Source organism: Streptomyces bacillaris, from assembly GCF_003268675.1.
In the GTDB taxonomy this organism is placed as follows: Bacteria; Actinomycetota; Actinomycetes; order Streptomycetales; family Streptomycetaceae; genus Streptomyces; species Streptomyces bacillaris.
Window position 1 is genome coordinate 3086251 of the sequence record NZ_CP029378.1, and the last position, 26531, is coordinate 3112781.

General features: G+C 71.8%; 23 protein-coding genes and 1 pseudogene. 11 read left to right on the forward strand and 13 right to left on the reverse strand.

Annotated elements, in window-relative coordinates:
- Window positions 1-85 precede the first annotated feature (85 nt).
- The 10 genes and pseudogenes from DJ476_RS12935 to DJ476_RS12980 form a co-directional block, all read right to left on the reverse strand.
- Window positions 86-1663 (reverse strand): NADH-quinone oxidoreductase subunit N, encoded by a 1578-nt coding sequence (locus tag DJ476_RS12935; protein ID WP_112490552.1) that lies wholly within the window; start codon window positions 1661-1663, stop codon window positions 86-88.
- Window positions 1660-3366, reverse strand: coding sequence for an NADH-quinone oxidoreductase subunit M (locus DJ476_RS12940; RefSeq protein ID WP_112490553.1), 1707 nt, complete (start codon window positions 3364-3366; stop codon window positions 1660-1662). Before DJ476_RS12940 ends, DJ476_RS12935 begins: the two co-directional genes overlap by 4 nt.
- Window positions 3363-5363: an NADH-quinone oxidoreductase subunit 5 family protein gene (locus DJ476_RS12945; RefSeq protein WP_103416830.1), complete on the reverse strand. Its 2001-nt coding sequence runs from the start codon at window positions 5361-5363 to the stop codon at window positions 3363-3365. The genes DJ476_RS12940 and DJ476_RS12945 overlap by 4 nt, the downstream gene beginning before the upstream one ends.
- Window positions 5360-5782: an NADH-quinone oxidoreductase subunit NuoK gene (gene nuoK / locus DJ476_RS12950; protein ID WP_112490554.1), complete on the reverse strand. Its 423-nt coding sequence runs from the start codon at window positions 5780-5782 to the stop codon at window positions 5360-5362. Before nuoK ends, DJ476_RS12945 begins: the two co-directional genes overlap by 4 nt.
- Window positions 5782-6468: an NADH-quinone oxidoreductase subunit J family protein gene (locus DJ476_RS12955; protein ID WP_112490555.1), complete on the reverse strand. Its 687-nt coding sequence runs from the start codon at window positions 6466-6468 to the stop codon at window positions 5782-5784. The genes nuoK and DJ476_RS12955 overlap by 1 nt, the downstream gene beginning before the upstream one ends.
- Window positions 6465-7022 (reverse strand): NuoI/complex I 23 kDa subunit family protein, encoded by a 558-nt coding sequence (locus DJ476_RS12960; RefSeq protein ID WP_103416827.1) that lies wholly within the window; start codon window positions 7020-7022, stop codon window positions 6465-6467. Before DJ476_RS12960 ends, DJ476_RS12955 begins: the two co-directional genes overlap by 4 nt.
- Complete coding sequence (locus DJ476_RS12965; protein ID WP_093749452.1) at window positions 7022-7990, reverse strand: complex I subunit 1/NuoH family protein; 969 nt, start codon at window positions 7988-7990, stop codon at window positions 7022-7024. The genes DJ476_RS12960 and DJ476_RS12965 overlap by 1 nt, the downstream gene beginning before the upstream one ends.
- A pseudogene (locus DJ476_RS12970) lies at window positions 7987-9299 on the reverse strand (NADH-quinone oxidoreductase subunit C). The gene DJ476_RS12965 and the pseudogene DJ476_RS12970 overlap by 4 nt, the downstream one beginning before the upstream one ends.
- Window positions 9296-10012 carry an NADH-quinone oxidoreductase subunit B gene (locus DJ476_RS12975; RefSeq protein WP_112490556.1) on the reverse strand — a complete coding sequence of 239 codons (717 nt, stop codon included), beginning with the start codon at window positions 10010-10012 and terminating at the stop codon, window positions 9296-9298. Before DJ476_RS12975 ends, DJ476_RS12970 begins: the two are co-directional and overlap by 4 nt.
- Window positions 10003-10419 (reverse strand): NADH-quinone oxidoreductase subunit A, encoded by a 417-nt coding sequence (locus DJ476_RS12980; protein ID WP_103416915.1) that lies wholly within the window; start codon window positions 10417-10419, stop codon window positions 10003-10005. Before DJ476_RS12980 ends, DJ476_RS12975 begins: the two co-directional genes overlap by 10 nt.
- A 215-nt stretch (window positions 10420-10634) precedes the next feature.
- On the opposite strand from DJ476_RS12980, the gene DJ476_RS12985 reads away from it, so the two are divergent.
- The 5 genes from DJ476_RS12985 to DJ476_RS13005 all read left to right on the forward strand — a co-directional run bounded on the left by DJ476_RS12985 (window position 10635) and on the right by DJ476_RS13005 (window position 17768).
- Window positions 10635-11825, forward strand: a complete 1191-nt coding sequence (locus DJ476_RS12985) for a sensor histidine kinase (RefSeq protein WP_103416914.1) — start codon at window positions 10635-10637, stop codon at window positions 11823-11825.
- Window positions 11826-12023: 198 nt separating this feature from the next.
- On the forward strand, window positions 12024-13457 hold the full coding sequence (locus DJ476_RS12990) for a sensor histidine kinase (RefSeq protein ID WP_112490557.1): 1434 nt from the start codon (window positions 12024-12026) through the stop codon (window positions 13455-13457).
- A 281-nt stretch (window positions 13458-13738) separates the two neighbouring features.
- Window positions 13739-14398, forward strand: a complete 660-nt coding sequence (locus DJ476_RS12995) for a response regulator transcription factor (RefSeq protein ID WP_053562819.1) — start codon at window positions 13739-13741, stop codon at window positions 14396-14398.
- A 339-nt stretch (window positions 14399-14737) separates the two neighbouring features.
- Entirely contained in the window at window positions 14738-16702 is a 1965-nt protein-coding gene (locus tag DJ476_RS13000) for a 2-oxoacid:acceptor oxidoreductase subunit alpha (RefSeq protein ID WP_103416822.1), read from the forward strand.
- Window positions 16695-17768 (forward strand): 2-oxoacid:ferredoxin oxidoreductase subunit beta, encoded by a 1074-nt coding sequence (locus tag DJ476_RS13005; protein ID WP_112490558.1) that lies wholly within the window; start codon window positions 16695-16697, stop codon window positions 17766-17768. The genes DJ476_RS13000 and DJ476_RS13005 overlap by 8 nt, the downstream gene beginning before the upstream one ends.
- A 219-nt stretch (window positions 17769-17987) precedes the next feature.
- Here DJ476_RS13005 and DJ476_RS13010 read toward each other — a convergent pair whose 3' ends face one another.
- Window positions 17988-18422, reverse strand: a complete 435-nt coding sequence (locus DJ476_RS13010; protein WP_404827493.1) for a winged helix-turn-helix transcriptional regulator — start codon at window positions 18420-18422, stop codon at window positions 17988-17990.
- A gap of 123 nt (window positions 18423-18545) precedes the next feature.
- On the opposite strand from DJ476_RS13010, the gene DJ476_RS13015 reads away from it, so the two are divergent.
- The 4 genes from DJ476_RS13015 (at window position 18546) to DJ476_RS13030 (ending at window position 22770) form a co-directional block, all read left to right on the forward strand.
- Window positions 18546-19406, forward strand: coding sequence for an SDR family oxidoreductase (locus DJ476_RS13015; RefSeq protein ID WP_112490559.1), 861 nt, complete (start codon window positions 18546-18548; stop codon window positions 19404-19406).
- A gap of 132 nt (window positions 19407-19538) precedes the next feature.
- A complete protein-coding gene (rarD, locus tag DJ476_RS13020; protein WP_112490560.1) occupies window positions 19539-20588 on the forward strand; it encodes an EamA family transporter RarD in 1050 nt (349 codons plus the stop codon).
- Window positions 20589-20658: 70 nt separating this feature from the next.
- Window positions 20659-22287 carry an FAD-dependent monooxygenase gene (locus tag DJ476_RS13025; protein WP_112490561.1) on the forward strand — a complete coding sequence of 543 codons (1629 nt, stop codon included), beginning with the start codon at window positions 20659-20661 and terminating at the stop codon, window positions 22285-22287.
- A 12-nt stretch (window positions 22288-22299) separates the two neighbouring features.
- Entirely contained in the window at window positions 22300-22770 is a 471-nt protein-coding gene (locus DJ476_RS13030) for a hypothetical protein (protein WP_112490562.1), read from the forward strand.
- 31 nt (window positions 22771-22801) lie between these two features.
- Here the strand turns inward: DJ476_RS13030 and DJ476_RS13035 are convergent, their stop codons facing one another.
- Together DJ476_RS13035 and DJ476_RS13040 are read right to left on the reverse strand one after the other, a co-directional pair.
- Window positions 22802-23191, reverse strand: a complete 390-nt coding sequence (locus DJ476_RS13035; protein WP_112490563.1) for an SRPBCC family protein — start codon at window positions 23189-23191, stop codon at window positions 22802-22804.
- Window positions 23192-23236: 45 nt separating this feature from the next.
- Window positions 23237-23920: a CGNR zinc finger domain-containing protein gene (locus DJ476_RS13040; RefSeq protein WP_318294630.1), complete on the reverse strand. Its 684-nt coding sequence runs from the start codon at window positions 23918-23920 to the stop codon at window positions 23237-23239.
- 22 nt (window positions 23921-23942) lie between these two features.
- On the opposite strand from DJ476_RS13040, the gene DJ476_RS13045 reads away from it, so the two are divergent.
- Window positions 23943-24398, forward strand: coding sequence for a VOC family protein (locus DJ476_RS13045; RefSeq protein WP_112490564.1), 456 nt, complete (start codon window positions 23943-23945; stop codon window positions 24396-24398).
- Window positions 24399-24631: 233 nt separating this feature from the next.
- On the forward strand, window positions 24632-26491 hold the full coding sequence (locus DJ476_RS13050) for a glycosyl hydrolase family 18 protein (RefSeq protein ID WP_112490565.1): 1860 nt from the start codon (window positions 24632-24634) through the stop codon (window positions 26489-26491).
- The last annotated feature ends 40 nt before the right edge of the window (window positions 26492-26531 follow it).

Here is a 26531-nt window from a genome sequence, read left to right on the forward strand (position 1 = left end):
TTCGTCGTGTACGGGACGCATGCAGCCAAGACATTGCCCTGTGGCGGCGGCCCCGGGCAAACCGATCTTCGGCGTCCGGCGGGCGTCAGAAGAGGTTGACGGCGGCGAACCTCAGGACGAGCTGGGGGGCGCCGGAGAGGAGGATGCCGACGACGGCGGTGAGGACGATCGCCGTGGTCAGCGGGGCGGGGACGGGGAATCGGCGGGGCGTTCCGGAGGCCGGCGCTCCGCCGCCGGTCTCCGCGTTCTCCTGGCTTTCAGGGCTCCTGAAGAGGATCGCGGTCCACTGAAGGTAGTAGTAGAGCGCGATCACGACGTTGACGGCCATGACCACGGCGAGCCAGCCGAGACCGGCGTCGACGGCCGCCGAGAAGACGGTGACCTTCGCGAAGAGCCCGATGATGCCGGGCGGCAGTCCGGCCAGGCAGAGCAGGAAGAAGCCGAGCGCGAGGGCGGCGAGGGGGCGGGTGGCGTACAGGCCCCGGTAGTCGTCGACGCGGTTGCCGGGGTGCGTACGGGAGACCAGGGCGGCGACGGCGAAGGCGCCGAGGTTCACGACGGCGTACATGAGGGCGTACGCGACGGTGGAGCCGATCTGTTCGTCGCTGGAGTACGCGGCGGCGGCGATCGGGACGAGCAGATAGCCGGCCTGCGCGACGGAGGACCAGGCGAGGAGCCGGACGGCGCTGCGGTCGCGGTCGGCCCGCTGGCGCAGGGCCGCGACGTTGCCGACGGTCATGGTGAGGGCGGCCAGGACGGCGACGGCGGGGCCCCAGACGTCGGCGTAGGAGGGGAACGCGACGACCGTGACCAGGATGAGGCCGGAGAAGCCCACCGTCTTGCCGACGACGGACAGATAGGCGGCGATCGGGAGCGGCGCCCCTGCATAGGTGTCGGGAACCCAGAAGTGGAAGGGGGCTGCCGCCACTTTGAAGGCGAAGCCCACAAGAGTGAGGACGACACCGGTCTTGGCGAGCGTGTCGAGCGCCGGGGGCACGTCGTCCAGGCGGGCGGCGATCTCGGTGAGGTGCAGGGTCCCCGTGGCCGCGTACACGAAGCTGACGCCGAGAAGGGTGACGGCGGTGGCGACGACGGAGGAGAGGAAGAACTTGAGCGCGGCCTCGGAGGAGCGCCGGTCGCCGCGCACGATGCCGACGAGCGCGAAGGCGGGCAGCGAGGCGACCTCCAGGGCCACGACAAGCGTGGCGAGGTCGCGGGAGGCGGGCAGCAGGGCCGCGCCCGCCGCGGAGGCCAGGAGCAGGAACCCGTACTCCCCCGCCGGGAGCTTCCGGGTGTCGTCGAGGGAGAGCAGCGCCGTGAGGAAGGCCCCGCCGAGGACGAGGGCCTGGATGACCAGGGTGAAGTGGTCGGCGGTGTAGCTGCACAGCTGGGTGCCGGTGGTGACGCAGAAGGTGGCGCGGTCGCCGGCGCGCAGCGGGATGAGGAGGGCCAGGGCGGCGGCGAGGGCGGTGAGGGTTCCGTAGCCGAGGAGCTTCTTGCGGTGGGCGGGGAGGAAAAGGTCCGCGACGAGGACCAGGAGGGCGGCCAGCGCGGTGAGGGTGGGGGGTGCGATGGCGAGCCAGTCGACGCTCTGGACGACGCTGGGGGCGGTGTCGGCCGCGGTGGTGAGGGCGCCCGGGGCGGCGCTGGGGTCCGCGGTCACGACTTGCCTCCTGCGAGGAGCTTCTGCACGGCCGGATCGGTGAGGCCGAGGAGGACCGCGGGCCAGAGTCCGGCGAGGACGGTGAGGGCGGCGAGCGGGGTCCAGGTGACGGCTTCGTACGTCTGGATGTCGGCGAGTTGGGGCGTGGTGGCGGCTGGCTGCGGCGTGGCGGGCCGGGGCGTGGTGGTTGCGGACCGCCCGGTTCCGGACGGTTCGGGTGCGTCGGCCGGTTCGGGTGCGTCGGCCGGGGTGGTGGCGGACGAGAGCTCGGAGTGGGGCGAGTGCTCGCCCATGCAGACGCGGCGGACCACGATGAGCATGTACGCGGCGGTGAGCAGGGTGCCGAACGCGCCGATGGCCATGAACGTGCGGAACGCGGAGCGGCTCAGGCCTTCGGCGGGGCTGTAGGCGCCGAAGAGGGTGAGCATCTCGCCCCAGAACCCGGCGAGTCCGGGCAGGCCGAGCGAGGCGACGGCGGCGAAGGCGAGGAGGGCGCCGAGGCGGGGGGCGCGGCCGTAGAGGGCGGCCCCGGTGGCACCGGCGAGGGTGTCCAGGTCGGCGGTGCCGTACCGGTCCTTGACGGCGCCGGCCAGGAAGAACAGCAGGCCGGTGATGAGGCCGTGGGCGATGTTGGCGAAGAGCGCGCCGTTGACTCCGGTCGGGGTCATGGTGGCGATGCCGAGGAGGACGAACCCCATGTGGCCGACGGAGGAGTAGGCGATGAGCCGCTTCAGGTCGCCCTTGGCACCCCTGCGGGCGAGGGCGAGACAGGCGAGCGACCCGTAGACGATGCCGACGACGGCGAACGCGGCGAGATAGGGCGCGAAGGTGCGCATCCCGTCGGGGGCCACGGGGAGCAGGATCCGGACGAATCCGTACGTTCCCATCTTCAGCAGGACGCCCGCCAGGAGCACCGAGCCGACGGTCGGGGCGGCGGTGTGGGCGTCGGGGAGCCAGCTGTGCAGGGGCCACATCGGGGTCTTGACGGCAAGTCCGACACCGATTGCGAGAACAGCGATGACCTGCACGGATGTGGTGAGGCCACGGCCGTTGTCAGTGGCGAGTGCCACCATGTCGAAGGTGCCGCTCCTCAGTCCGATGAGGAGGAGGCCGAGCAGCATGACGACCGAGCCAAGCAGCGTGTAGAGGATGAACTTCCAGGCGGCGGCGCGCCGCTGGTCACCGCCCCAGCGGGCGATGAGGAAGTACATGGGGATGAGGACCATCTCGAAGGCGAGGAAGAAGAGCAGCAGGTCGAGGACGGCGAAGGTGGCGAGGGTGCCGGATTCCAGGAGGAGGACGAGGGCGGTGAACGCCTTCGGGGAGGGGCCCGCGGGGGGCTTGAAGTAGCTGTACAGCGCGCAGAGGAAGGTCAGCAGCGCGGTCAGGAGCAGGAGAGGGAGCGAGATGCCGTCGATGCCGAGGTGGATGCGGACGTCGAGCGCCGGGATCCAGCTGATGTCGGTGGTGGCCTGCATCGTGGCGGGGTGGTCGTGGTCGAAGCCGGTGGCCAGGACGATCGCGGCGATGAGGACGGCACCGGTGACGGTCACGCCGTGGCGGAGCACGGCCTGGTCGGGGTTCCTGCCCTTGAGGCCGGGCGGGGCGGGGAGCAGGGCCGCGACGGCGCCGAGGAGCGGGGCGACGACGATGAACGCGAGGAGGAACTGCATCACGGACGGGCTGATATCGATCACGGTCACGACCCCGCGTTGACGTTGGCGAAGACGACGGCGGCGATGGCCAGGACGAGGGACCCGGCGAGCAGGGCGCCGAGGTAGGTCTGCACGTTGCCGGTCTGGGCGCGGCGGACGGCGGTTCCGAGGAGGCGTGTGACGGCGCCCGATCCGTTGACGTAGGTGTCGACGACCGTGCGGTCCAGGAAGCGTACGAGACGGGCGGCCTGCTGGACGGGCCGGACGAACAGCGCCGTGTACAGGGCGTCGAGGTGGAAGCCGGTGACCGCGTGGCGGTGGAGCGGGCCCAGGAGGAGACGTCCGGGGTCGGCCGGGTCGGCGGCGGCCGCGATGGTGCCGTAGGCGGCGGTATGGGACGTCATGGCCTCGGCTTCGACGAGGGCGGGTTCCGCACCGGGGTGGGCGGCGACGGCACCGATGGGGGTGCGGGCGGCGAGGGCGGTGGTGTGGCGCCACGCCCCGTAGGTGACCAGGCCGCCGACGAGGGTGACGCCGGTGGCGAGGACGGCCGTGGTGAGGGACGGGGTGAGGGCGTGGCCGTCGAACCAGTCGCCGATCACGCCTGACGTGAGTCCGAAGGCGATGGTGGGGACGGCCAGGATCCACAGGACAGCGGTCATGGCGACGGGCTGGCGGCCGTGGTCGGGGGCTTCGGCGCCACGGCCGCGGAAGGCGAGGAGCCAGAGGCGGGTGGCGTAGGCGGCGGTGAGGACGGCGGCGGCGAGTCCGGCGATCAGGACCGTCCAGCCCGCGGCGGCGGGGGCGACGGCCCGGTCCCCGACGGCGGTGTGCTCGGCGGCGACGAGGACGGCTTCCTTGGAGAAGAAGCCGGCGAACGGCGGGATGGCGGCGAGCGCGAGGAGGGCGACGGTCATCGTCCAGTAGGCGTCGGGGATCCGGCGCGCGAGGCCGCCCATGCGGGACATGGCGGCCAGTGAGTTGGTGCCGGCGGCGTGGATGACGACCCCGGCCGCGAGGAAGAGGACGGCTTTGAACGCACCGTGCGAGATCAGGTGGAAGACGGCGGCGCCGCGGTCACCGACGGCGAGGGCGCCGGACATGTAGCCGAGCTGACCGATCGTCGAGTAGGCGAGGACGCGCTTGATGTCGTCCTGGGCGAGGGCGGCGAGCCCGGAGCCGACCATCGTGACGGCGGCCATCACGGCGAGGACGGTGAGGGCAGCGCCGGAGGCGGCGAAGACGGGGAGCAGCCGGGCCACGAAGTAGATGCCGGCGGCGACCATCGTCGCGGCGTGGATGAGCGCGGAGACGGGCGTGGGGCCGGCCATCGCGTCGGGCAGCCAGGTGTGCAGGGGGAACTGGGCGGACTTCCCGGCGACGCCCGCGAGGAGCAGCAGGGCGATGAGGGTGGGGTGGTCCAGGCCGCCGTTGGTGACGGCCGCGAGGATCTTGGTGATCCGGAAGCTGCCGGTGTCGGCGGCGAGGGCGAACAGGCCGATCAGGAAGGGGACATCACCGAGCTTGGTGACGAGGAAGGCCTTCAGGGAGGCGGCGCGGGCCTCGGGCGTCTCCCAGTAGTGCCCGACCAGGAAGTACGAGCAGATGCCCATGATCTCCCAGCCGACCAGGAGCACCATCAGGTCGCCGGAGTAGACGACGAGCAGCATCGCGGAGGTGAAGAGGGAGACCAGGGCCGCGTAGGACGGATAGCGGGCGTCGTTGCGGAGGTAGGCCGTGGAGTAGAGCTGTACGCAGGTGGCGACGAGCCCGACGAGGACGGCGACCAGGACCGCGAAACCGTCCAGGTGCAGGGCCAGGTCGATGGGGACCGACCCGGTGGGGGTGAGCTGGGTGGCGGCGTCGATGGCGCGGCCGCCGCCCTGGCGGACGGCGACGACCACGGCGAGGACGGCCGCGGTGAGCGTCGGCAGGATCGCCAGGGGGCGGACGAAGCCGGGGGCGGTGCGGCCGAGCGCGAGTCCGGCGACGGCACCGAGGAAGGGCAGGAGCGGGACAAGGGCGGCGAGGGTCGTCGTGGTCACGCGGTGGCCTCTGCGTTCTTGGTGTGTCCTGCCGTGGTGTCCCCTGCCGTGACGTTCCCCGCTGTCGCGGGGTGGCCGTCGGCCCCGGCGTCGGCGGTGCCGGTCCCGGCATCGGTCTCGGCGGTGTCGCGGAGCCGGTCGATGGCGGAGGAGCCGCGGTTGCGGTAGACGGCGAGGACGATCGCGAGGCCGATGCCGATCTCGGCGGCGGCGATGGCGATGGTGAAGAGGGTGAGGGCCTGGCCGGAGTGGAGGGTGTCGCGGAGCCAGACGTCGAAGGCGACGAGGTTGAGGTTGACGGCGTTGAGCATCAGCTCGACGGACATCAGGACCAGGATCGCGTTGCGGCGGGCGAGGACACCGTAGAGACCGGTGCAGAAGAGGAGGGCGGCGAGTACGGCGGGATAGGCGAGGTGCATCAGCGCTGCTCCTCCTGGCCGTGCTCCTGGCTCCCGCCCTGGCCCTGACCCCGGCTTCCGGCCTTGCCGCTGTCCGCCTGCCGTCGGGTGGCGGGGGCCGGGGTGGGCCGTACCGCCGTGTCCGTGTCGTGCTTACGGGACAGGACGATGGCGCCGACGAGGGCGGCAAGCAGGAGGACGGAGAGCGCCTCGAAGGGGAGGACCCAGTTCCGGAAGAGGAAGGCTCCGGTGACGGCGGTGGAGCCCTGGGCCGGTCCTTCGAGGTCGATCCAGGTCGTACGGAAGGCGTCCACGACGACCCAGACGAGCGCGGCCGCCGAGGCGAGGGCCACGCCGAGGGCCACCCACCGGTTGCCGGAGTCGGCGTCCGGGGAGCGGCCGATGGGGGCCCGGGTGAGCATCAGGCCGAAGAGGAGGAGGACGACGATGGAACCGACGTAGATCAGTACCTGCACCCAGGCGATGAACTCCGCAGTGAGCAGGAGGTATTCGACGGCCAGCCCGCCGAGCGCCACGACGAGCCAGAGGGCGGCGTGCACCAGCTGCTTGGTCGTGACGGTGATGACGGCGGCGCCGAGGGTGGCGAGGCCGACGAGGACGAACGCGATCTCGACGCCGGTCGGGGAGAGGAAGCCGGGGTGGTCGGCGGCTGCGGCGAGCACGGAAGACGTGGTGGGGAGCGTCACGGGGTCCCTCCTTCCTCGCCCTGCTGGGCCTGCTGGGCGGCGAGCTTCTCGGCCGTCTTGCGGGCGGCGGCGATCTCCTTGGGCTCCTCCGCCCCGGGGTCGAGTGCGGGCGGCTCCGGCACGGTCCACATCCACTCGCGGAGCTTGTCCCGCTCGTGGGTCAGCTCGTGGATGTCGGTCTCCGCGTACTCGAACTCGGGTGACCAGAAGAGGGCGTCGAAGGGGCAGACCTCGATGCAGATGCCGCAGTACATGCAGAGGGAGAAGTCGATGGCGAAGCGGTCGAGGACGTTACGGCTGCGCTCACGTCCGCCGGGCGCGGCGGGCGGCACCGTCTCCTTGTGGGAGTCGATGTAGATGCACCAGTCGGGGCACTCACGGGCGCAGAGCATGCAGACCGTGCAGTTCTCCTCGAACAGTCCGATGACGCCCCGGGAGCGGGGCGGGAGTTCGGGCTGGGTCTCGGGGTACTGCGCGGTGACGGTCTTCTTCGTCATCGTGCGCAGGGTGACGGCGAGACCTTTGGCGAGGCCCGAGCCGGGGATCGGGGACATCAGTTGATCGCCACCTTCACGATGCCGGTGAGCGCGATCTGCGCGAGGGCGAGGGGGACGAGGGTGGTCCAGGCGAGCTTCTGCAACTGGTCCTCCCGAAGCCGCGGGTAGCTGACGCGCAGCCAGATGACGACGAACGCGAGGAGGGCGGTCTTCAGGAGGGTCCAGAGCCAGCCGAGTCCGTCGGCGCCGAACGGGCCGTGCCAGCCGCCGAGGAAGAGGACGGTGGTCAGGGCGCAGAGGATGACGATGCCCGCGTACTCGGCGAGGAGGAACAGGGCGAAGCGGAGCCCCGTGTACTCGGTGTACGCGCCGAAGATGATCTCGGAGTCGGCGACCGGCATGTCGAAGGGCGGGCGCTGGAGTTCGGCGAGCCCGGCGACGAAGAAGACCAGGGCTCCGACGATCTGCCAGGGCAGCCACCACCACTCGAAGGCGTCGAGGATGCCGGTGAGCGAGACCGTACCGGCCGCCATGGCCACGGAGGCGGCGGCGAGGAGCATCGGCAGCTCGTAGGAGAGGAGCTGGGCGGCGGTACGGAGGCCGCCCAGCAGGGAGAACTTGTTGGCCGAGGCCCAGCCGCCCATGAGCGAGCCGAGGACGCCGATGCCCATCACGGCCAGGACGAAGAAGATGCCCGCGTCGACGACCTGGCCCACCGCGCCGTCGCCGGGGCCGACGGGGATGGCCACGAGGACGAGGAGGTACGGGAGGAGGGCGACGGCGGGGGCGAGCTGGAAGACGCGGCGATCGGCGGCGGCCGGGACCACGTCCTCCTTCTGCGCGAACTTCACGCCGTCCGCGACGAGCTGGGCCCAGCCGTGGAAGCCGCCCGCATACATGGGGCCCAGGCGGCCCTGCATGTGGGCCATCACCTTGTGCTCGGTCTGGCCCACGAGGAGGGGGGCGACCAGGAACACGACGAAGACGATGGCCAGGCGGAGGGCGACGTCGAACACGTCGTTCACTCGGTATCGCCTCCGGCGGGGTGGGGGGTGTCGGGGTCGGGCCCTCGCCCGGCCTTGTCGGGGCCGGGGTCGGGCGTCTCGGGTCCGGGGTCGGGCTTCTCGGACGCGGGGGTGGGCTTCTCGGGCTCGAAGGGTTCGGAGGCAGGGCTGCCTTCCGAAGGCTCCGGGGGCCCAGGGGGGTCGTCGAACGCCGGTTGCGCGTCGTGCCAGGGGGCGTCGGTGCTGCGGACACGTTGGCTGGCGGAGCCCTCCGACGCGGAGCGGGACCGGCGGGGCGGGCGTGGCGTGGGCGCTTCCGGGCCCTGCTCGGGCCGCTGGCTCGCGGAGCCGTCCGATGCCGAACGGGACCGGCGCGGCGGACGCGGTGCGGGCGTCGCGGAGGTGTCGGGGGTCTCGGGAGCCGCGGGGGTGTCTGGGCCCGGCTGCCCGGCAACCGTCCCCTGCTCGCTCCGCTGACTCGCCGAACCGCCGGATGCCGAACGGGAGCGGCGTGGGCGCGGGGGCGCGGGTGCGGGCGGCGGCTGTACGGCCTCCGGCTGGGTGGCGCCCGGCGGTTCGGCGGGCGTCCCCGTGCCGGTGGGGGCCTCCGCCCCAGCCTGCTGCGGGCGTTGCGCGGCCGAGCCCTCGCTCGCCGAGCGGGTGCGGCGGGGCGGGCGGTCGCCCGCAGCCGTGGGGCGGGCCGCGCGGCCCGGGCGGGCGGCGGCAGGGGGAGCTGGCCCTTGAGGGGGCCCCACTCGTTCGGGTCGGGGACGCCCGGGGGCAGCATCGTGCGGCGCTTGGGGCCGCCGTGTTCGGACTCCCCGGGCTCCTTCGCGCCGGGCCAGGCCTTGGCGACCCGGGCGGCCAGGACGAAGTCCTTGCGGAGCGGGTGGCCCTCGAAGCCCTCCGGGAGCAGGAGCGGGGCGAGGCCGGGGTGGCCCTCGAAGGCGACGCCGAACATCTCGTGCGTCTCGCGCTCGTGCCAGGCCGCGCCCGCGTAGACGTCGACCGCGCTGGGCAGGACGGCCGCGTCGTACGGGACGGTGGTACGGAGCATGAGCCGCCGGACCGTACCGTTCCCGAGAGCCGCGACATGGGCGCAGACCCGGAAACCGGTGCCCGGCTCGTCGACGGCGCTGAGCCAGTCGAAGTAGGTGCAGCCGAGCCCGTCGCGGGCGGTCCGGAGCGCGGCGGTCCACTCCGTGGCGGGGACGTCGACGGTGAGCAGGTCGTAGGCCGACTCCGCCGTCGCGCCCTCGCCGAAGACCTCCGTGACGGCATCGGGCAGCCCGTCGTACGGGTGGTGGCCCGGGTGCTGACGCTCGCTCACCGCTGCCCCTCCTCCCCCGCGCCCGTACCTGACCCCGTGCCCGGTTCCGTGCCCGGTGGCGTCGGCGCGGTGATCAGGCCGCTGCGCAGCGCCGCCGTGGACGGGGCTCCACCGGCGGGGGCGGGGGCGTAACGCTCCGCCAGGGACTCGCGCGCAATCTTCTCCTGGAGCTTGAGAATGCCCTGGAGCAGCGCCTCGGGCCGGGGCGGGCAGCCGGGTACGTACACATCGACGGGGATGATCTGGTCGACGCCCTTGGTGACGGAGTACGAGTCCCAGTAGGGGCCGCCGCAGTTGGAGCAGGCGCCGAAGGAGATGACGTACTTCGGCTCGGGCATCTGTTCGTAGAGGCGCTTAACGGCCGGGGCCATCTTGTCGGTCACCGTGCCGGAGACGATCATCAGATCGGCCTGGCGGGGGCCGGGGGCGAAGGGGATCACGCCGAGCCGGATGAAGTCGTGGCGCGCCATGGACGCGGCGATGAACTCGATGGCGCAGCAGGCGAGTCCGAAGTTGAAGACCCAGAGGCTGTAGCGGCGGCCCCAGTTGAGGACGACCTTCATCGGCTCGGGCGCGAGCCGGGAGAGGAGGCCGAGGCGCTTGGGTTCCGGGAGGAGCACCGGCTGCGGCGCGTCGGTCCCGTCCGACGAGGCCTCCGGCCCGGGCTGCTGTCCTGCGGCTCCTGCGGCGGTCGGCCGGCTCGTCAGGCCCATGCGAGGACGCCCTTCTTCCATGCGTAGAGCAGTCCCACGGCGAGGAAGCCGAGGAAGATGAACATTTCCACCAGCGTGGTCGCGCCGTATCCGGGTGCCGCGAAGACCGTGGCCCACGGGAACAGGAAGATGGAGTCGACGGCGAAGATGACGTAGAGGAACGCGTAAACGTAGTAGCGGACCTGGGTGTGGGCCCAGCCCTCACCGACCGGGTCGACCCCGCACTCGTACGTCAGGAGCTTCTCCGGCGTCGGGACGACGGGCCGCAGCAGCCGCCCCGCCCCGAACGCGACGGCCACGAAGAGGACGCCGACCAGCGCGAGCAGGCCGATCACCGAGTAGCTCTGGAAGTACTCCGATGCGAGGGCGGTCTGTTGGTGGACCGGCACGTACGCCGCGTGCGGCACTTCCGGCACGTACGCCCCGTCCTTCACGTCCGCCCCTCGCTGCTCGTCATCCAGTTCTGGCCCCGCACGTTCCCGGGCCCCTTCGTACGCACGGGAGTCTAGGCCCTGATAAACGCACAGTAAGCAGCCGCGTCGCGCCCAGGTGGGGTTATCCCTACTTCATGCCACCTACGAGCCCCATGGCGTGGGCGGACACGGCCCGGCAGGCTGGTTCCATGACCATGAGCCCTCCCGTTCCGGACCCCGACCGGCCGCCGCCCGCCCGCTTCGCCCTCGACCGATGGACCTGGCGCGAGACGGCGCACCTGCTGCTCAATCTGCCGGAAGCCATCGTCGGCTTCGTGTACGCGCTCCTGGTGGTCTCCGTCGGCGTGAGCCTCTCGGTCACCGTGATCGGACTGCCGGTGCTCGTCGGCGGGCTGGCGGGTGCGCGCTGGCTGGGCCGGGTGGAGCGGGCCCGGGCCCGGTCGTTGCTCGGGGTGCGGGTGGAGGAGCCGAGCCCGCTGTCGCGCGGTCGCCGGGACGAGGGGGCTCTCGCCTGGCTCTGGTCGGGGCTGAAGGACCCGGTGGGCTGGCGCTCCCTGCTGTACGGAGTCATCCGGCTGCCGTGGGGCGTGCTGACGTTCACGGTGACGTTGGTGAGCCTGTTCGTCCTGTGGCCGGTGCTCCCGTTCATCACACGGGGGCTGACGGCGGTCGACCGGGCGCTGGTGCGGGGGTTGCTGTCGCCCTCGGACGAGCTGGAGCGGCGGATCGCGGAGCTGGAGTCGGACCGGGGCGTGGTCGTGGACACCGCCGCCGCCGACCTGCGCCGCATCGAGCGGGATCTCCATGACGGGGCGCAGGCCCGGCTCGTGGCCCTCGCGATGGGGTTGGGGCTGGCGAAGGAGAAGCTGACCGAGGACCCGGAGGCGGCCGCACGGATGGTGGAGGAGGCCCACGGCGAGGTGAAGGTGGCCCTCCAGGAACTGCGCGACCTCGCCCGGGGTATCCACCCCGCCGTCCTCACCGACCGAGGACTCGACGCCGCCCTCTCCGCCATCGCCTCCCGCTGCACCGTCCCGGTCAGTGTGTCGGTGGATCTGCCGGGGCGTCCGGCGGAGGCGATCGAGGGCATCGCGTACTTCACGGTCTCGGAGCTGCTGCAGAACGTCAGCAAGCACAGCGGTGCCCGGTCGGCCTCCGTCGAGGTGTGGCGGGCGGCGGACCGGTTGCTGATCCAGGTCACGGACGACGGTTCGGGCGGCGCGCGGCTCGACGGCGGTTCGGGCATGGCGGGGCTGGCCGAGCGGCTGGGCGCGGTGGACGGGCTGTTCGTCCTGGACTCCCCGGTGGGCGGGCCGACGGCCGTCACCGCCGAGCTGCCGTGGCGCGACCGGGCCCCGGCGGGCAGCCGGGCGACCTGAGCCGCTCCGGACTCCGGGCCCCATGTGGGGCTGGGGGTAGGGAAAACCCCCGTACGGATACGGAGACCGGCCGCATGGTGCCGGGGGCGGCGGCCCAGCACCCTTGAGGGAGTAGGGCGGGGAAGCGGGACTCTCCGCCGATCGCCGGAAGAGTCGGCGGAAGAGTTTCGGCAGAAGAGACGGAAACGGACGGCACTCATGGCCACGGCATACGGACCGGACACCCGGGACCACCAGGCAGCGGGCTCGTACGGCCACACGGGCCGGCACGGCTACGCAGGCTCGCACGGCTACTCGGACCTGCCCGGCCACGCGGGCCGGGGCGGCGGGCCCCCGGGGCCGGCGCCGGCGAAGCGGTTCCTCCCGGCGGTGCTGCGTGCGCCGTTGGAGGCGCGCAGCTGGCGCGAGCTGCTCTATGTCCTGCTGAGTCTGCCGCTGAGCACGGTGGTGTTCGTCTTCGCGATCACCATGACGTCGGTCAGCGCCGGTCTGCTCATCACCTTCATCGGGATACCGCTGCTGGCGGTCGGTCTGGCCGCCTGCCGGGGGTTCGGGGTGATGGAGCGGGCCCGGGCGCGCGGGCTGCTGAAGCTGGACGTGGCGGAGCCGGTGCGGGTGCGGGGCAAGACCGGCGGCCCGATGGCGTGGATGGGGGCGGTCCTCAAGAGCGGCGTCTCCTGGCGTCACCTTCTCTACGCGCTGCTGCACTTCCCCTGGGCGGTGTTCACGTTCTGCGTCGCGGTGACGTTCTGGACGTACGGCCTGATGGCGCTGACGTACCCGCTCTGGCAGTGGATCTTCCCGGTCTTCGTGGGGGCCGACGGCATTCAGCTGTACGGGGACCGCACGCACGCGGAGTATCTGGACTCGCCCGCCGAGCTGACGGTGACGAGTGCGGTGGGCCTGGTGCTGGTGCTGGTGTCGCCGTGGATCGTGCGGGGGCTGGTCTCGGTGGACCGGCTGATGGTGTCCGGTCTGCTGGGCCCGTCCGCGCTCTCGGCCCGGGTCACCGAGCTGGAGTCGGACCGGGGCGTGGTCGTGGACACGGCCGCCGCCGACCTGCGCCGTATAGAACGGGACCTCCACGACGGGGCGCAGGCCCGGCTGGTCGCCCTGGCGATGGACCTGGGGCTGGCGAAGGAGAAGCTGACGGACGACCCCGAGGCAGCGGCGCGGATGGTGGAGGAGGCCCACGGCGAGGTGAAGGTGGCCCTGCAAGAGCTGCGCGACCTCGCCCGGGGCATCCACCCCGCCGTCCTCACCGACCGAGGACTCGACGCCGCCCTCTCCGCCATCGCCTCCCGCTGCACCGTCCCGGTGACGGTCGAGGTGGACCTGGACGCGCGGCCCGCGCAGGCCATCGAGGGCATCGCGTACTTCACCGTGTCGGAGCTGTTGCAGAACGTCAGCAAGCATGCGGGGGCGACCCGGGCCACGGTGGATGTGTGGCGGACCTCGGACCGGCTGATGCTCCAGGTCACGGACAACGGGCGGGGTGGCGCGGCTGCGGCGGCGGGCGGTGGGCTGGCGGGTCTGACGGAGCGGCTGGATGCGGTGGACGGGGTGCTGGTGGTGGACTCGCCGTCCGGCGGCCCGACGACGGTCACGGCCGAGCTTCCCTGGCGCGGCTGACCCTTAGCCCCCGCCGCGTCGCCCCGGGCCCGGCTGCCCCGTGCCGGACCCGCAGGGTTGACGGTCACCCCGTCGAGGGTTCCGTCCTCGATCGCCGGACGGGCTGGGGCTCCCCGGACGGGCTGGAACTCCCCCGCCCGGCTCTGAAGTGGGCGTGGTTATCCACAGGTGGCCCATCTGTGGGGTGGTCCTGGGATGCTGGTGGTGTCGGGCGCAGGGCGCAGAGCAGAACCAGCGGGGGACACAGCGACGTGGAGCACGTGAAGCACGTGGAGAACAGGGTGCGGGTAGTCATCGCCGAGGATTCGGTCCTCCTGCGGGAGGGGCTCACCCGCCTGCTGACCGATCTGGGGCACGACGTGGTCGCGGGGGTGGGCGACGCGGAGGCCCTGCTGAAGACCGTGGCGGACCTCGGCGCGGAGCAGGCGCTGCCCGATGTGGTGGTGGCCGATGTGCGAATGCCGCCGACCCACACCGACGAGGGCGTACGGGCGGCGGTGCGGCTGCGCAGGGAGTACCCGGGGATAGGGGTGCTGGTCCTCTCGCAGTATGTGGAGGAGCAGTACGCCACCGAGCTGCTGGCGGGCAGCAGCCGGGGTGTGGGGTATCTGCTCAAGGACCGTGTGGCCGAGGTCCGCGAGTTCGTCGACGCGGTCGTGCGGGTGGCCCGGGGCGGGACGGCGCTGGACCCGGAGGTGGTGGCGCAGTTGCTGGGCCGCAGCCGGAAGCAGGACGTGCTGGCCGGGCTGACCCCGCGCGAGCGGGAGGTCCTCGGTCTGATGGCCGAGGGGCGGACGAACTCCGCGATCGCCCGGCAGCTCGTGGTGAGCGACGGGGCGGTGGAGAAGCACGTGAGCAACATCTTCCTGAAGCTGGGGCTCTCGCCCAGTGACGGGGACCACCGGCGCGTCCTCGCCGTACTCACCTACCTCAACTCCTAGCCATCTGACACTCTGTCAGATACCTGCCCGAGCCGCCGCCGCACACCCGGCGAGCAGACGGCGTACGCCCCGCCGATCTCCGCCGGGGGTGTCCGGCGGGCCCCCGCCGGGCAGTCCTGGGCGGTGGGACCTAGCACCAAAGACCGACGGACAGAGCACTTCCATCCAGCGATCGGAGGGCTTGAGAAAGATGGCAAAACGGGCTAAAAGGGCGTCTCAAAACAGCGTCCACCATATGATCGGCCCCTGGAGGGCGAACCGCACGGACGTAGGGTTGCCTCTGGAACCGCCGGTCGGCCGGACGATTCCGAGCCGCCGCCCCAAGGGAGGTCCAGTTCAGTGACGAGCCAGGTCAGTAGCGCGGCAGAGAAGGCCGATGAGGCCAATGACGCCGTCCTCGGGGGCCAGCGTGCCCCCCTGTCAGGTACGACGGGAACGACCGGCGGCGACGGGAAAGAGGTCCGCCGCCTGGACCGGGTGATCATCCGCTTCGCGGGCGACTCGGGCGACGGGATGCAGCTCACGGGTGACCGGTTCACCTCGGAGACGGCGTCGTTCGGGAACGATCTCTCGACCCTGCCCAATTTCCCTGCCGAGATCCGGGCCCCCGCCGGCACCCTGCCCGGGGTTTCCTCCTTCCAGCTGCACTTTGCCGATCACGACATCCTCACCCCCGGCGACGCCCCCAATGTCCTGGTCGCGATGAACCCCGCCGCCCTCAAGGCGAACATCGACGACGTGCCGCGCGGCGCCGAGATCATTGTCAACACCGATGAGTTCACCAAGCGGCCGATGGCGAAGGTGGGGTATGCGACCAGTCCGCTGGAGGACGGGTCGCTGGAGGCCTACAACGTCCACCCGGTGCCGCTGACGACGCTGACGATCGAGGCGCTGAAGGAGTTCGGGCTCTCCCGCAAGGAGGCCGAGCGGTCGAAGAACATGTTCGCGCTCGGGCTGCTGTCGTGGATGTACCACCGGCCGACCGAGGGGACGGAGACGTTCCTGCGGCAGAAGTTCGCGAAGAAACCGGAGATCGCCGAGGCGAACGTGGCGGCCTTCCGCGCCGGGTGGAATTTCGGCGAGACGACCGAGGACTTCGCCGTCAGTTACGAGGTCGCTCCGGCCGCCCAGGCCTTCCCCACCGGCACCTACCGCAACATCTCGGGGAACCTGGCCCTCTCCTACGGCCTGATCGCCGCCGCGCAGCTCGCGGATCTGCCGCTCTACCTGGGCTCGTATCCGATCACCCCGGCCTCGGACATCCTGCACGAGCTGTCCAAGCACAAGAACTTCGGTGTGCGCACCTTCCAGGCCGAGGACGAGATCGCCGGGATCGGGGCGGCGCTGGGCGCCGCGTTCGGCGGGGCGCTCGGCGTGACCACGACGTCGGGGCCGGGCGTGGCGCTGAAGTCGGAGACCATCGGGCTCGCGGTCTCCCTGGAGCTGCCGCTGCTGATCATCGACATCCAGCGCGGCGGGCCCTCCACCGGACTGCCGACCAAGACCGAGCAGGCGGACCTGCTCCAGGCGATGTACGGGCGGAACGGCGAGGCCCCGGTGCCGATCGTGGCCCCGCAGACCCCGGCCGACTGCTTCGACGCCGCGATCGACGCGGCCCGGATCGCCCTGACGTACCGGACCCCGGTGTTCCTGCTCTCCGACGGCTATCTGGCCAACGGTTCCGAGCCGTGGCGCATCCCGGAGACCGAGAGCCTGCCCGACCTCACCACCCCCTTCGCCACCGGCCCGAACCACACCCTGGCCGACGGCACCGAAGTCTTCTGGCCCTACAAGCGCGACCCGCAGACCCTGGCCCGCCCCTGGGCCGTCCCCGGCACCCCCGGCCTCGAACACCGCATCGGCGGCATCGAGAAGCAGGACGGCACCGGCAACATCTCCTACGACCCCGCCAACCACGACCTGATGGTCCGCACCCGCCAGGCGAAGGTCGACAACATCGAGGTCCCCGACCTGGCCGTCGACGACCCCGCCGGTGCCCGCACGCTGGTGCTGGGCTGGGGCTCGACGTACGGGCCGATCACCGCCGCCGTCCGCCGGCTCCGCGCCGCCGGGCTCTCCATCGCCCAGGCCCACCTCCGCCACCTCAATCCCTTCCCGAAGAACCTGGGCGAGGTGCTGAAGGGGTACGACAAGGTCGTCGTCCCGGAGATGAACCTCGGCCAGCTCGCCACCCTGCTCCGGGCGAAGTATCTGGTCGACGCCCACAGCTACAACCAGGTCAACGGCATGCCGTTCAAGGCCGAGCAGCTCGCCACCGCCCTCAAGGAGGCCATCGATGCCTGACACCGGGGAACTGCTCCACAACGAACTGCTCCAGCTGGTGCCCAAGGCCGAGGCCAAGCAGTCCATGAAGGACTTCAAGTCCGACCAGGAAGTGCGCTGGTGCCCCGGCTGCGGCGACTACGCCGTCCTCGCCGCAGTCCAGGGGTTCATGCCGGAGCTGGGCCTCGCGAAGGAGAACATCGCCTTCGTCTCCGGCATCGGCTGCTCCTCCCGCTTCCCGTACTACATGAACACCTACGGGATGCACTCCATCCACGGCCGCGCCCCCTCCATCGCCACCGGGCTCGCCACCTCCCGCCGTGACCTGTCGGTCTGGGTGGTCACCGGTGACGGCGACGCGCTCTCCATCGGCGGCAACCACCTCATCCACGCCCTGCGCCGCAACGTCAACCTCAAGATCCTGCTCTTCAACAACCGGATCTACGGGCTGACCAAGGGCCAGTACAGCCCCACCTCCGAGCTGGGGAAGATCACCAAGTCGACGCCGATGGGTTCGCTGGACGCACCCTTCAACCCGGTGTCGCTGGCGCTCGGCGCGGAGGCCACGTTCGTGGCGCGCACGGTCGACTCCGACCGCAAGCACCTCACGAACGTGCTCCGCGCGGCGGCCGAGCACCCGGGCACGGCGCTCGTGGAGATCTACCAGAACTGCAACATCTTCAACGACGGCGCGTTCGAGGTCCTCAAGGACAAGGAGCAGGCCGCCGAGGCCGTCATCCGCCTCGAACACGGGGAGCCGATCCTCTTCGGGGCCGACGGCTCCAAGGGCGTCGTCCGCAACCAGGCCACCGGTGACCTGGAGGTCGTCGCCGTCACCGACGAGAACCGCGCACAGGTCCTCGTCCACGACGCCCACGCCGCCTCCCCCACCACGGCCTTCGCCCTCTCCCGGCTGGCCGACGCCGACACCCTGCACCACACCCCCATCGGGGTGCTGCGCAGCGTCGAGCGGCCCGTCTACGACACCCTGATGTCCGACCAGGTGGACACCGCCGTCGAGCGCGACGGCAAGGGCGACCTCGGCGCCCTCCTCGCCGGGGCCGACACCTGGACCGTCATCGGCTGACCGGCCACGCAGCCGTCGTACGAGGGCACAGCGCCACGGCAGCGGCCCGGGCCTGATCCCGCGACCAGCAGGATCAGGCCCGGGCCTCGCCCTCACTCCGGGGGCCGCGCCTCGTCATGCGCCCCGCCCTCACCGTGGGCCGCGCCTCGGATCCCGCCCCGCTCTCACTCCGGGGGCCGGGCCTCGCCCCGCGCCCCGCCCTCAGCGTGGGGGCGCCATTCAGCCCTGCTGCGCCCTGCCCTCGTCGTACGCCTTGCGGGCCGCCTGCACGGCGTCCACCTGGCGCTCGGTCCAGCGGGCGAGCGCCCACACCTGTTCGGCGGCCTCGGTGCCCAGCGGGGTCAGCGAGTAGTCCACCCGCGGCGGGATCACCGGCTTCGCGTCCCGGTGGACGAAGCCGTCGCGCTCCAGCGTCTGGAGGGTCTGAGCCAGCATCTTCTCGCTCACCCCGCCGATCGTGCGGCGCAGCTCGCTGAAGCGGTACGAGCGTTCCAGCAGGGCCGCCAGGACGAGGACGCCCCAGCGGCTCGTCACATGCTCCAGCACCAGCCGGGACGGACACATCGGCTGGTTGACGTCCTGGACGGGCTTCGGCAGCCCCTGCAGACCGACCGGAGCCGCCCCCACATTCCCCACCTCTTCACTCACTCCCATGCCAGTACCTTACTTCAAAGTGGGTACTTTCCATTAGTTAGTGTCCGCCCTACGCTCGATCGGGAGCACACCGGCACACCAGCACCACACAACCCACCGAAGAACCCGAAACAGGAGCCCCCCATGAGCATCGTCGTCACCGGAGCCACCGGAGAACTCGGCCGCCTCGTCATCGACGAACTGCTGGCCACGGTCCCGGCCGGCGAGATCGCGGCGGTCGTCCGCGACAAGGAGAAGGCCGCCCCGCTCGCGGCGCGCGGTGTCGAGCTGCGCATCGCCGACTACGACCGACCCGAGACCCTTGCCGGGGCGTTCCGGACCGGCGACCGGGTGCTGCTGATCTCCGGCAGCGAGGTGGGCAAGCGGGTCGCGCAGCACACCGCGATCATCGAGGCGGCCAAGGCGGCGGGCGTGGCGCAGCTCGCGTACACCGGCATCCTCGGCGGACCGGACGCCGACTTCGCCCTCGCCGACGAGCACAAGGCCACCGAGCGGCTGATCCTGGACTCCGGGCTGCCGTACACCTTCCTCCGCAACGGCTGGTACACGGAGAACTACACCGCCAACCTCGCCCCCGTCCTGGCGCACGGCGCGGTCGTCTCCAACGCGGGCGAGGGCCGGGTCGCCTCCGCCTCCCGGGCCGACTACGCCGCCGCGGCCGCGGCCGTGGTGACCGGCGAGGGCCACCTCGGCAGGGCCTACGAGCTGAGCGGCGACACCGCCTGGTCGTTCGCGGAGTACGCGGCCCTGCTCTCCGAGGTGACCGGCAAGGAGATCGCGTACAACAACGTCCCGGCCGCCGTACACCAGGAGATCCTGGTCGGCGCGGGCCTGCCCGAGGGGTTCGCCGCGATCCTCACCGACGTGGACGAGGCCATCGGGCGCGGGAGCCTCGCGGGCACCAGCGGTGACCTGGCCCGGCTGATCGGCCGCCCGACGACACCTCTGGCCACGACCGTACGCGCGGCTCTCGCGACCGCCTGACCCGCACCTCTCGACGGCTGTCATGAGTGTTTACCTGAAACGGCTATGACACGGGGCCCCTCCGGCGTTACCGTCATCCCGTCGGCAGACGTGCCGGCGGAGCGAGCGGCGCAGGTAGTCCTGGAGGGGCCCGTGAAGGGGAAGAACGAACAGCGGGCCGGCCTGCTGTACGGAGTCGGCGCGTACGGGATGTGGGGCATCGTCCCCCTCTTCTGGCCGCTGCTGAAGCCGTCCGGGGCGATCGAGATCCTGGCGCACCGGATGGTCTGGTCCCTGGCCGTCGTCGGGATCGCCCTGCTCGTCGTGCGCCGCTGGGCCTGGATCGGCGAGCTGGTCCGCGACCCGCGGAAGCTGGGCCTCATAGCCTTCGCGGCGGCGACCATCACCATCAACTGGGGCCTCTACATCTGGGCCGTGAACAACGGGCACGTCGTCGAGGCCTCGCTCGGCTACTTCATCAACCCGCTCGTCACCATCGCCATGGGCGTCATCCTGCTCGCCGAGCGGCTCCGCCCCGTCCAGTGGGTCGCGGTCGCCACCGGTCTGGCCGCCGTGCTCGTCCTGGCGATCGGTTACGGGCGTCCGCCGTGGATCTCGCTGGTCCTGGCGTTCTCCTTCGCCACGTACGGCCTGGTGAAGAAGAAGGTCAACATGGGCGGCCTGGAGTCGCTGGCCGCCGAGACCGCCGTCCTCTTCCTGCCCGCGCTCGGCTTCCTGCTCTGGCTGACGGCGACCGGCGCGTCCACGTTCACCTCCGGGGGCACCGGCCACTGGGCCCTGCTCGCCGCGACGGGGATCGTCACGGCGGTGCCGCTGATCTGCTTCGGCGCGGCGGCGATCCGGGTGCCGCTCTCCACGCTGGGGCTGCTGCAGTATCTGGCGCCGGTCTTCCAGTTCATCCTGGGCATCGTCTACTTCCACGAGGAGATGCCGCCGGAGCGGTGGGCCGGGTTCGGCCTGGTCTGGCTGGCCCTCACTCTCCTGACCTGGGACGCGCTGCGCAACGCCCGGCGCAACCGGATCCTGGCGGCGAAGCTGCTGGCGACCGCGGCGGCGGCCCCCGCGCAGACAGCCCCCCTGCAGCCGCCCTCCGCAACGACGGCCCCCGCGCCGACAACGTCCGAGACAGCAGCCCCGGAGGCCGCAGCCCCGGAGACCGCGACCCAACAAAAGATTACCTAGTTGCTTTTATTACTCGGTTACGATTCTCTGGTGGCTCCGACGGAACCGTGACCGAGGAGCAGCGACCGCCATGCCCGACACCCCCACCGACGTCCTCATCGTGGGCGCCGGTCCCACCGGCCTCACCCTCGCCGTCGACCTGGCCCGGCGCGGCAGGGTGGTCCGGATCGTGGACAGGTCCCCCGCCCACCCCCGTACCTCGCGCGCCAAGGGCCCCAACCCCCGGTCGCTGGAGATCCTGGCGGACCTGGGCGTGGTGGACGAGGTGCTCGCCGCCGGTTCGGCACCGCTGCCCATGCGGGTGTACCGCGACCACCGCCCGGTCTCCGACACCGACCCGTGGGCAGAGGCGACCCCCGCCCCGGCCGCGCACTACGACCGGCCGTGGCTGATCGCCCAGTGGCGGCTGGAGGAGATCCTCCGCGGTCGGCTGGCGGGGTACGGAGTCCACGTCGAGCTGGGCCGCGAGGTGGTCGGCCTGACGGAGGGGCCCGACGGGCAGCACATGGCGGTCGCCTTCGGGGAGGGGCCCGCGGAACGGGCGCGGTACGTCGTCGGGTGCGACGGCGCCCACAGCTCCGTACGCAAGCTGCTCGGCATCCCCTTCGACGGGACGACCGCCGAGGACCAGGTCATGGTCACCGGCGATGTGGAGCTGGCCGGCGGGGTACTGGACCGGGGCCGGTGGCACCAGTGGTTCGACGAGGACGGGGCGGTCATGCTCTGCCCCATTCCCGGTACGCGGACGGGGTGGTGGTTCCAGGCCGGGCCCGAGCGGGACGGGGCGGGCCGGCCGCTCCCGCCCTCCGTCGACGGCTTCCGGCGGCTGCTCACCCGCCACACCGGGCTGCCGGGCCGCCATCTGACCCGGGCCGAGCTGCTGTCGACGTACCGGGTGAACGTCCGCATGGTGGACCGCTACCGGGTGGGCCGGGTCCTCCTCGCCGGGGACGCGGCCCATGTGCATGCCATCGCGGGCGGGCTCGGGATGAACACGGGGATCCAGGACGCGTTCAACCTGGGCTGGAAGCTGGGCCAGGTGCTCGCCGGGCACGCGGACGCGGCACTGCTCGACACGTACGAGGAGGAGCGGCTGCCCGTCGCCGCCTGGACGCTCGACCTCGCCTCCGACCGGTTGCGGGCCACCCTGGAGGCGATCCGCGAACCGGGCGGAAGCCTGGCCTCCGCGATGACCGAGGAGACGACGGGGCTGGGCATCGGCTACCGCTGGAGCACCCTGACCGCCCCGAAGCCGGACCCGGCCACTCCGCCGAGGCCCGGCACCGAGCAGCGCGGAGCCCTCCCCGGCGACCGCGCCCCCGACGCCCCCTGCCAGGACGCCGCCACCGGAGGGCCCACGCGCCTCCACCGCACCCTCGCGGGCCCGCACACCACCGTCCTCGGCTTCGGCCCCGAGAGCGCGGCGGTCCTGCGCGAGGTGGCGGTCGCGTACGGGAACGCCGGCATCCGCACCTGCCGGGTGTACGCACCCCACGAGGACCGCGGAACGCCGCCCCCGGGCTCCCTCGTCGACCACCAGGGTCACGCGGCAGCGGCGTACGCGACCGCTCTCGTCGTCGTCCGCCCCGACCACCACGTGGGCGCCGTGGCCTCCGCCGACGACCCCGCTCCCGTACGGGAGTACCTGCGGCGGCTGTACGGAGCACCCGGCACGGTGGACGTCACGCGGCAAGGCTGATTGAGTGCCCGGATGGGGACTGTCCTGGGCGGGATGAGGAACGTGCGATGGCACGAGTTGCAGCATGCGTACGGCTCCGCCTCCCAGGTCCCCGGGATGCTGTCGCGGGTCGCCTGGGGTGACGGGCCGACCGCCGGGGACGCCCTGGGCGAGCTGGCCCGGTGGATCGGCGCCCCGGCCGTCTTCGACGCGACCGTGGCGGCGGTGCCGTTCCTGTGGGAGCTGGCGGGGACCGAGACGGTCAAGGACCGGGCGGGCGTGCTGGACCTGCTCACCACGATCCTCGCCGCCGGTCACGCCGAGCACCCGGAGTGGACGCGCGCCGCGCACGAGGCGGTGGCGGAGGGGCGCCCGACGGCGGTGCGGCTGACGGCCGGCACGTCCTCGCCGCCGCACACCGACCCCGTACAGGAAGCCGCCACCCGGCTGTTGACGGCGCTGGACGGCCACAGATGTCCGGCCTGCCCGGCACCGGAGGACTGACCCGCCAGGATCCGGGAGGACAGGCCACCGCTCAGCCCAGCTCGGCCGCCACCCGGTCCATCACGGCCTTCCAGTGCGTACGCCGTTCCTCCCGCTCCTCCGCGCTCGCCAGCCGCTCCTGGTGGAAGCGGAGGACGGCCCGGCCCTCGGAGCTGCCGGGGGTCACCGCGACCTGGACGGTGGACGGGCCGTAGGTGAGGCGGACGCGGTCGCCGGGGCGGTAGCTGCGGATCTCGCCCTCGGTCCCGTCGGCCGTACGGTACGGAGCGCCCTTCTCCGTGGGGAGCGGGCCCTCGGCGCCGAGCCACAGGGCGACGCCCTCCGGTCCGGTGATGAACTCCCAGACGGCCTGCGGGGGCTGGTGAAGAGTCCGGGAGACACCGATCTCCCAGCCGGCGTCCCGAGTAAGTCCGACAGGCATGGCAAACCCCTTCAGTCAGTCGCTTCGCGGTCAGTCGTTTCGTAGTCAGTCGTCCCGCTCGGTCGTCCGCACCACGGCGGAAGTTGTCCGCGTGCCGACGGACGTCGTCCGCGCCCGGTGGGCCCGGACCTTGTGGCGGTTCCCGCACCGCTCCATCGAGCACCAGCGCCGCTTGCCGGGCCGGGAGGTGTCGACGAACAGCAGGCGGCAGTCGTCCGCGCCGCACGTGCGGATCCGGTGGGCGTACGCCCCCGTGAACAGGTCCACCGCATCCCGCGCGACGGTGGAGAGCAGCCCGGTCCCGGTCGCCCCGGCGGCTGACCACTCCCGCCCCCCGTCGGCGGTCAGCCGGGCGGTCAAGGGCGGCCGCTCCGCCGCGTCGTTCACGGCGGCGAGGTCGTCCGCCCCGGTCGGCTCCCCCGCCACCCGGGCCTCCGCCAGCCGCCACAGCGCATCGCGCAGCCGCCGCGCGGCCACCACCTCGGCCGGGCTCACGACCAGGTCGAGCCCGCCCGGCAGCCGGCTCCGGCCCGCCCAGTCCACCAGGTCGGCGGGGCCGTGCAGCACCTCGAAGTACGCCAGTGGCCCGGGCCCACCGGTTGGCAGAAGCTCCAGGCAGAGCGCGCCCGGGTCGAACCGGAACGAACTGCCGTCCGGATGCACCAGCAGCATCCCCGGAGGTGCCGCCTCCACATCCGCCTCCGGCGTGTCCATTGCCCTTCCACTCATGTAACCACTATAAACGGTTTCCATGACACGCACACTCCCCTGGAAGCTCGTCATCGACAGCGCCGACCCGCACGCCCAGGCCGGATTCTGGGCCGGGGCCCTCGGTTACCTGGTCGAGGACAACAGCGCCCTGGTCGAGCAGTTGCTCACCGCCGGAGCCGTCCCCGAGGCCGCCACCACCCACGCCCACGGCCGCCGCGCCTGGCGCGATCTCGCGGCGGCCCGGCACCCGGACGACCCGTACGACGAGAAGAGCGGTACGGGGCTGGGGCGGCGGCTGCTCTTCCAGCGCATCCCGGAGCCGAAGACGGTCAAGAACCGGCTGCACATCGATGTGCACACACCTCCCGGGGAGCGCGACACGGAGGCGGAACGTCTGGTCGGGCTGGGTGCGCGCATCCTGCGCGCGGTCGACGAACAGGGCGGGAGCTGGCTCGTCCTGGCAGATCCAGAGGGCAACGAATTCTGCGTCAACTGACCACAATTGGAAGCAATCAAAGACATTTGACGACGGAGTCGGCATCCCCGGCGGCACCCCGACAGCACCTCCAACAGCCTTTTGGTCCAGACCTCTTGACGATTGGTCTAGGCCTTCTTAGGGTCGCGGAAACACTGCGGGGGTGCCGAGGAGAGGCGCGACGCGCTCAGGGCCACGCAGGGTTGACAGGCCAGGGGTCCCCCCTGTCCGTCCAGAGTCCCCAGGGAGCATCCTTGAGCACGGAAACACGCCGGAGCCGGACCAGATCGCCGCACGGCAGCACCCCGAACAAGCGGTTCAAGTTCCTCGCGGGCGCCACGGCGCTGGCCCTCCCGCTGGCCGCCATGGTCGGCCTCGCCTCCCCCGCGTCCGCCGCGGCCTCGGCCACCGCCACCTACGCCAAGGCCTCCGACTGGGGCTCCGGCTTCGAGGGCAAGTGGACGGTGAAGAACACCGGCACCACCACGCTCACCTCCTGGACCGTCGAGTGGGACTTCCCCGCGAACACCAAGGTGACCTCCGCCTGGGACGCGACCGTCACCAACTCCGCGAACCACTGGACGGCGAAGAACCTCGGCTGGAACGGCACCCTCGCCCCCGGCGCCTCCGTCTCCTTCGGCTTCAACGGCTCCGGCAACGGCGCGCCCTCCGGCTGCAAGCTGAACGGCAACCCCTGCGACGGCTCCACCAACCCCGGTGACAACGCCCCCTCCGCCCCCGGCAAGCCCACCGCGAGCGACATCACCAACACCTCGGTGAAGCTCTCCTGGGCGGCCGCCACGGACGACAAGGGCATCAAGAACTACGACGTCAAGCGCGACGGCGCCACCGTCGCGACGGTCACCGGCACCAGCTACACCAACACCGGTCTGACCGCGGGCACCGACTACACCTACACCGTGGTCGCCCGCGACACCGCCGACCAGACCGGCCCGGCCTCGGCCGCCACGACGGTCCGCACCACCGGCGGCGGTGGCGGCGAGAACCCGGGCGGGGGCAAGATCAACCTGGGATACTTCACCAACTGGGGCTCCTACACGGTGAAGAACCTCGTGACCTCCGGCTCCGCCGACAAGATCACGCACATCAACTACGCCTTCGGCAACGTCCAGAACGGCAAGTGCACGATCGGCGACGCGTACGAGGACTACGAGAAGACCTACACTGCCGCCAACTCCGTCGACGGGGTCGCCGACACCTGGGACCAGCCGCTGCGCGGTCACTTCAACCAGCTCCGCAAGCTGAAGGCGCAGTACCCGCACATCAAGGTCCTCTGGTCCTTCGGCGGCTGGACCTGGTCCGGCGGCTTCGGCCAGGCCGTCCAGAACCCCGCCGCCTTCGCCCAGTCCTGCTACGACCTGGTCGAGGACCCGCGCTGGGCCGATGTCTTCGACGGCATCGACCTGGACTGGGAGTACCCCAACGCCTGCGGTCTGACCTGTGACAACAGCGGCCCGGCCGCGATCAAGAACATGATGCAGGCGATGCGGGCCAAGTTCGGCCCCAACAACCTGCTCACTGCGGCCATCACCGCCGACGGCTCCAACGGCGGCAAGCTCGACGCGGCCGACTACGGCGGCGCCGCGCAGTACATCGACTGGTACGACGTGATGACGTACGACTACTTCGGCTCCTGGTCCGCCCAGGGCCCGACCGCCCCGCACTCCCCGCTGACCTCGTACCCGGGCATCCCGGCGCAGGGCTTCAATTCGGCCGACGCGATCGCCAAGCTGAAGGCCAAGGGCGTCCCGGCCAAGAAGCTCCTCCTCGGCATCGGCTTCTACGGCCGCGGCTGGACCGGAGTCACCCAGTCCGCCCCCGGCGGCAGCGCCACCGGCCCGGCGGCCGGCATCGAGCCCGGCAACCAGTACTACAAGGTCCTGAAGACCACCTGCCCGGCCACCGGCACCGTCGGCGGCACGGCGTACGCCCACTGCGGCAACAACTGGTGGAGCTACGACACCCCGGCCACCATCAACTCCAAGATGGCGTGGGCCAAGGACCAGGGCCTGGGTGGCGCGTTCTTCTGGGAGTTCAACGGTGACACCACCGACGGCGAACTCGTGAAGGCCATCAGCAACGGTCTGAAGTAGTGACCGGAAGTAACGGCCTGAAGTAACGACCGGAAGTAAA

Excerpts from the sequence above, each read along its gene's own strand:
- DJ476_RS13010 (WP_404827493.1), bottom strand. The coding sequence starts at position 18,422 with ATGGGAGTGAGTGAAGAGGTGGGGAATGTGGGGGCGGCTCCGGTCGGT.
- DJ476_RS13025 (WP_112490561.1), top strand. The coding sequence starts at position 20,659 with ATGCCCGACACCCCCACCGACGTCCTCATCGTGGGCGCCGGTCCCACC.
- DJ476_RS13005 (WP_112490558.1), top strand. The coding sequence starts at position 16,695 with ATGCCTGACACCGGGGAACTGCTCCACAACGAACTGCTCCAGCTGGTG.
- DJ476_RS13015 (WP_112490559.1), top strand. The coding sequence starts at position 18,546 with ATGAGCATCGTCGTCACCGGAGCCACCGGAGAACTCGGCCGCCTCGTC.
- DJ476_RS12990 (WP_112490557.1), top strand. The coding sequence starts at position 12,024 with ATGGCCACGGCATACGGACCGGACACCCGGGACCACCAGGCAGCGGGC.
- DJ476_RS12975 (WP_112490556.1), bottom strand. The coding sequence starts at position 10,012 with ATGGGCCTGACGAGCCGGCCGACCGCCGCAGGAGCCGCAGGACAGCAG.
- DJ476_RS13035 (WP_112490563.1), bottom strand. The coding sequence starts at position 23,191 with ATGCCTGTCGGACTTACTCGGGACGCCGGCTGGGAGATCGGTGTCTCC.
- DJ476_RS13045 (WP_112490564.1), top strand. The coding sequence starts at position 23,943 with ATGACACGCACACTCCCCTGGAAGCTCGTCATCGACAGCGCCGACCCG.
- nuoK (WP_112490554.1), bottom strand. The coding sequence starts at position 5,782 with ATGCACCTCGCCTATCCCGCCGTACTCGCCGCCCTCCTCTTCTGCACC.
- DJ476_RS13040 (WP_318294630.1), bottom strand. The coding sequence starts at position 23,920 with ATGAGTGGAAGGGCAATGGACACGCCGGAGGCGGATGTGGAGGCGGCA.
- DJ476_RS13030 (WP_112490562.1), top strand. The coding sequence starts at position 22,300 with ATGGGGACTGTCCTGGGCGGGATGAGGAACGTGCGATGGCACGAGTTG.
- DJ476_RS12960 (WP_103416827.1), bottom strand. The coding sequence starts at position 7,022 with ATGTCCCCGATCCCCGGCTCGGGCCTCGCCAAAGGTCTCGCCGTCACC.
- DJ476_RS12985 (WP_103416914.1), top strand. The coding sequence starts at position 10,635 with ATGACCATGAGCCCTCCCGTTCCGGACCCCGACCGGCCGCCGCCCGCC.